Genomic DNA, 4282 nt, shown 5'->3' with positions numbered 1-4282 from the left:
GATCGGGCAACGTAAAGGTTTAGATGTGGGCGGAACCAAAGAGCCCTTGTTTGTCATAGAAACAGATGTAGATAATAACATTATCTATACAGGACAGGGCAAGAACCACCCGGGACTCTATAGAAAAACCCTGTTTGTAAAAGAAGATGAATTGCATTGGGTTCGTCCAGACCTCGCCTTGGACACCGATGAAACCATGGAGGTTCTGGCCCGGATACGATACCGCCAGCCCCTTCAAAAAGCCACACTTTATAAAATTGGGAGCGGACTCTATGTCGACTTTCACCAACCCCAGGAGGCCATCACACCCGGACAATTTGTAGCCTGGTACCTGGAAGATGAATTAATTGGCTCTGGGGTGATTTCTTAACTCCCCAACTTTTTCTCTGCAACTCCCCAACTTTTTCTCCTGCAACTCCCCAACTTTTTCGACACTAGTCGAAAAAATTACCCCTCTTAAAAAGAGGGGAATAAATTTTTTTATTCCTCCCTGGAGAGGGAGGTGTCCTTTGCTAAGGCAAAGGACGGAGGGTCGGCAAGTACCCTTTGGAGGGAGGTGTCAATTGACATCGTCAATTGACGGAGGGTGAGGGTCGGCTTACCCATGCATGCATTCTTCAGACTAGAATGGTATTCTTGTAGTCAGATAGTAGGACCAAATGAGAAATAAACTCCATACTCGTAAATACCTCAAAGAAATCAGAAGAGCACTCAGGAAACGCATGACACCTGCGGAAGCCTTTCTCTGGACCCACTTAAAAAGCCGTAAACTGGCTGGACGGAGATTTAATAGACAGTTTAGTATCGAGAACTACATTGCGGATTTTTACTGCCACCAAGAGCGATTAGTAATTGAACTGGATGGACAGGTTCATATGAATCCGAAAGCTCAAGAAAAGGACCGACTTAGGACAGCAAGGCTGAAGGAACTTGGGTATACTGTAGTTCGTTTTGAAAATTATATGGTATTTGAGCACCTTTCTTTTGTACTTGAAGAAATCGAAGAACACTTTAGCTCAATAGAATAGTGTGCCTTGCCAGTCCTATCTTTTTGGAGTAAACTTGTTCTATGCAAAATCGCATTACAGAACTTTTTCAAATACAGTACCCCATCATCCAGGCAGGTATGATCTGGGCCAGCGGATGGCGACTCGCATCAGCCGTCGCAAATGCCGGGGGATTAGGACTTTTGGGTGCCGGGAGTATGTATCCGGATGTTTTGCGCGAACATATCCAAAAATGCAAAAAGGCAACTTCAAAGCCGTTCGGGGTAAATGTACCTATGCTCTATCCGGATATCGATAAGCATATGGAGATCATTGTTGAAGAAGGTGTGAAAATCGTTTTTACTTCTGCGGGGAATCCCAAAACCTGGACTTCGTTCTTGAAAGAGAATGGCATTACTGTAGTTCATGTTGTCAGTAGTTTAAAATTTGCGCTAAAAGCACAGGAGGCGGGGGTGGATGCTGTTGTGGCAGAAGGGTTTGAAGCCGGCGGGCATAATGGCCGTGAAGAAAGTACCACCTTCACTTTGATCCCGCTTGTGTCCAAAGGGGTTCAGATCCCGGTGATCGCTGCCGGAGGCATCGCATCCGGTAAAACTATGCTGGCCGCTATGGTGTTGGGTGCTGAAGGTGTTCAAATTGGGAGTCGGTTTGTGGCGAGCAATGAAGCCTCTTCTCATCAAGCCTTTAAAGACCGGGTTGTTCAGGCAGGAGAAGGGGAGACCTTGTTGACACTCAAAGAATTGGCTCCAGTCCGACTCATAAAAAATAAGTTTTATGAAGAAGTAAAGCAGGCGTATGCCAATTGTGCATCCCCGGAAGATCTTAAAAAATTATTAGGCAGGGCGCGAGCGAAACGAGGGATGTTCGAAGGAGATCTGGAAGAAGGTGAACTCGAAATTGGGCAGGTCAGCGCCCAGATAAAAGAGATCCTCCCAGCTGCGAAGATCGTTGAAGAGATCGTTAAAGAGTTTAATTCTGTAAAAAGAGAATTATCAGAATTTAATTTATGATCACTCTTTTTCAAGATAATACAGGGAGAAAACATTATTCTCCTTCTTGTGATAATAAAAGCCATCATCTTCAGGATTGAGGGTCGCAGCTTCAACAAAACCAGTTATTTCAGTAATGAGTTGCGGGGTTCCGAACGGCTCTTCCTTTGATGCTCTTTGACTCAAATAGATCTTCGCCTGGGGATCATCTCCTAAAGGTAATGTCAGCCTTGTAAAATATAGTTCCAATTCATTCTGGCTTAGTGCCGGGGCATATTCCAGGTGTTCTGTGTTTACAGATTGCAGCAAGTCTTCACTATTTATATCTCGGATAAAGGAATCGCCTGTTTTGTTGGCAATGACAAGATCTGCTTCTAAGGGATATGATGTTTGCTCGAATCGTCCATCTACAAAATAGAGCGTATTACCGTCTGTAGAGATTTCCGCGTCAAAATTTAACCAGCCTAGTTCATTTCTTGAAATTCCCTGAACACTACCGCTATTGAGCACGGTACCCGAATCAAATGTCCCGGAATACAGCGCTTCAAGTGTTTCAAAATATTCACCGGTATAGACATAATAAAAAGTGTTGTTTAGATCCATGCTGGCAACAGCTTCCAGTTCCATGGTATTGATCCCCTCAACTATACCCTGATAGTCAAATGTCGTTTCATTTATCTTCAAGGCCCAATGCAGGTCTGTATTGACGATGTCCTGATTCAAATTATTGAAAAATAAAATTGATCCATCGCGGGAAAGAAAAGGTTCCATAAGATCCGAATTGTAACCTTCAATAACAACGGGTTGTTCTATTCCAAAAGTAATTGGTATGCTATCGTCTATATCCTGAGGCGGGGTATTAGTTGAATTGTCTTTACTACAAGACAAGATCCCTATTGTAAGGAATACGGCAAAGATTATTTTCTTTATCATAGCGTTGGTTTCTAGGTTAGACCTATTTTTCCAACGAACGTTTAATTTATAAATTGTTATTCCTTGTCCAATTTTAAAATGGTTTGAAGCAATACATTGGATCCATTAGCCATATCCTCAGCCGAAGTAAATTCCCTGGGTGAGTGACTGATGCCGCCTTTGCTCGGCACAAAGATCATTCCTGTAGGAACAATCCGGGCCATATCCTGGGCATCATGTCCGGCACCACTGGGCATATACTGATAAGATAATCCAAGGGAATTACAGACAGACTCAAACTGCGATTTTATGATGGCATCCATATGTGCCGGTTTGGCTGTGGCATCCAGGGGATGGAATTTGAATTCCGTATTCATGGCTACACCAATTTCATTGGCTCTTTCTACCATTTTATTGTAAAGCGTATATATCTTCTCTTCCGAAAGATCCCGGATCTCCAAACTCAGTACAACTTCACCCGGGATGACATTCGGAGCCCCTGGCAAGGCATTTATTCGACCCACTGTCCCCACCTGGCTGCCTTCCATGCTATTGGTGATCTCATTGACGGCCAGAATAAATTTGGCCGCTGAAAGCAAAGCGTCTTGCCGCATATTCATGGGGGTGGTTCCGGCGTGATTGGCAAATCCTTTTATTCTTACGTCCCACCATTGGAGCCCTACAATTCCTTCCACGATCCCTATATCCAGATCTTCACGTTCTAAATTGGCGCCTTGTTCAATATGTAATTCTAAAAAAGCTTTCATACTGCCTTTCGGTCGGATCACTTCCGCTAATCGGGTTGTATCACCGCCAATTCGATGAATTCCTTCCCCCATAGAATATCCGGTGCTGTTTACCACCTTTAAGGCTTCAGGGCCAAGTTGACCTACCAGGGCACGGCTTCCCATGACGCCACCTTCCTCATTTGAAAAAATGATCATTTCCAACGGGTGCTTTGTTGTTATCTCTTTCTCTTGTAAAACACGCATCACCTCAAGAGCTCCCATAGATCCTACACATCCATCGTAATTCCCACCATTCGGCACAGCATCGATATGAGAACCGAATCCGATCGGCTTTAATTCTGCCTCATTGCCTGCTCTTCGACCGATTATATTACCGGCAAAGTCGATATGCACTTCCAATCCGGCATCCTGCATCTGCTTCACCATCCATTCGCGACCCTGGATATCGGCATCGCTAAAAGCTACTCGATGGGTTTCCCCATCCGAATCGATACCAAACTGAGCCAAATCCATGATGGATTGTTCTAACCGATCCTGGTTCACATGAAGCTTTTGTTGGGCTGTAACTGAAAAGAAAGTGAATAGAAGTAGAATACTTTGGTACGTTCTCATAAAAATGATTTTA

At 44.1% G+C, this 4282-nt stretch carries 5 protein-coding genes; 3 read left to right on the top strand and 2 right to left on the bottom strand.

Annotated elements, in window-relative coordinates; genetic code table 11:
- From Q0X89_RS01750 to Q0X89_RS01740, 3 genes are all read left to right on the top strand, one after another.
- The coding region (locus tag Q0X89_RS01750) for an aminomethyltransferase beta-barrel domain-containing protein (RefSeq protein ID WP_367176852.1) at window positions 1-370 on the top strand (370 nt) is incomplete at its 5' end.
- A 289-nt stretch (window positions 371-659) separates the two neighbouring features.
- On the top strand, window positions 660-1028 hold the full coding sequence (locus Q0X89_RS01745) for an endonuclease domain-containing protein (protein WP_297690888.1): 369 nt from the start codon (window positions 660-662) through the stop codon (window positions 1026-1028).
- A 41-nt stretch (window positions 1029-1069) separates the two neighbouring features.
- Window positions 1070-2017, top strand: coding sequence for a nitronate monooxygenase (locus Q0X89_RS01740; RefSeq protein ID WP_297690887.1), 948 nt, complete (start codon window positions 1070-1072; stop codon window positions 2015-2017).
- Here Q0X89_RS01740 and Q0X89_RS01735 read toward each other — a convergent pair whose 3' ends face one another.
- Window positions 2018-2929: a hypothetical protein gene (locus Q0X89_RS01735; protein ID WP_297690886.1), complete on the bottom strand. Its 912-nt coding sequence runs from the start codon at window positions 2927-2929 to the stop codon at window positions 2018-2020.
- Window positions 2930-2985: 56 nt separating this feature from the next.
- Window positions 2986-4282: Zn-dependent hydrolase (locus Q0X89_RS01730; RefSeq protein ID WP_367176850.1), on the bottom strand; the 1297-nt coding region annotated here is incomplete at its 5' end.

This window comes from uncultured Eudoraea sp., from assembly GCF_947258525.1.
In the GTDB taxonomy this organism is placed as follows: domain Bacteria; phylum Bacteroidota; class Bacteroidia; order Flavobacteriales; family Flavobacteriaceae; genus Eudoraea.
This window is presented reverse-complemented; position numbering and strand designations above follow the sequence as displayed.

Bases quoted from the DNA above. Each gene is read 5' to 3' on its own strand.
- Q0X89_RS01745 (WP_297690888.1), top strand. From the start codon at position 660: ATGAGAAATAAACTCCATACTCGTAAATACCTCAAAGAAATCAGAAGA.
- Q0X89_RS01735 (WP_297690886.1), bottom strand. From the start codon at position 2,929: ATGATAAAGAAAATAATCTTTGCCGTATTCCTTACAATAGGGATCTTG.
- Q0X89_RS01740 (WP_297690887.1), top strand. From the start codon at position 1,070: ATGCAAAATCGCATTACAGAACTTTTTCAAATACAGTACCCCATCATC.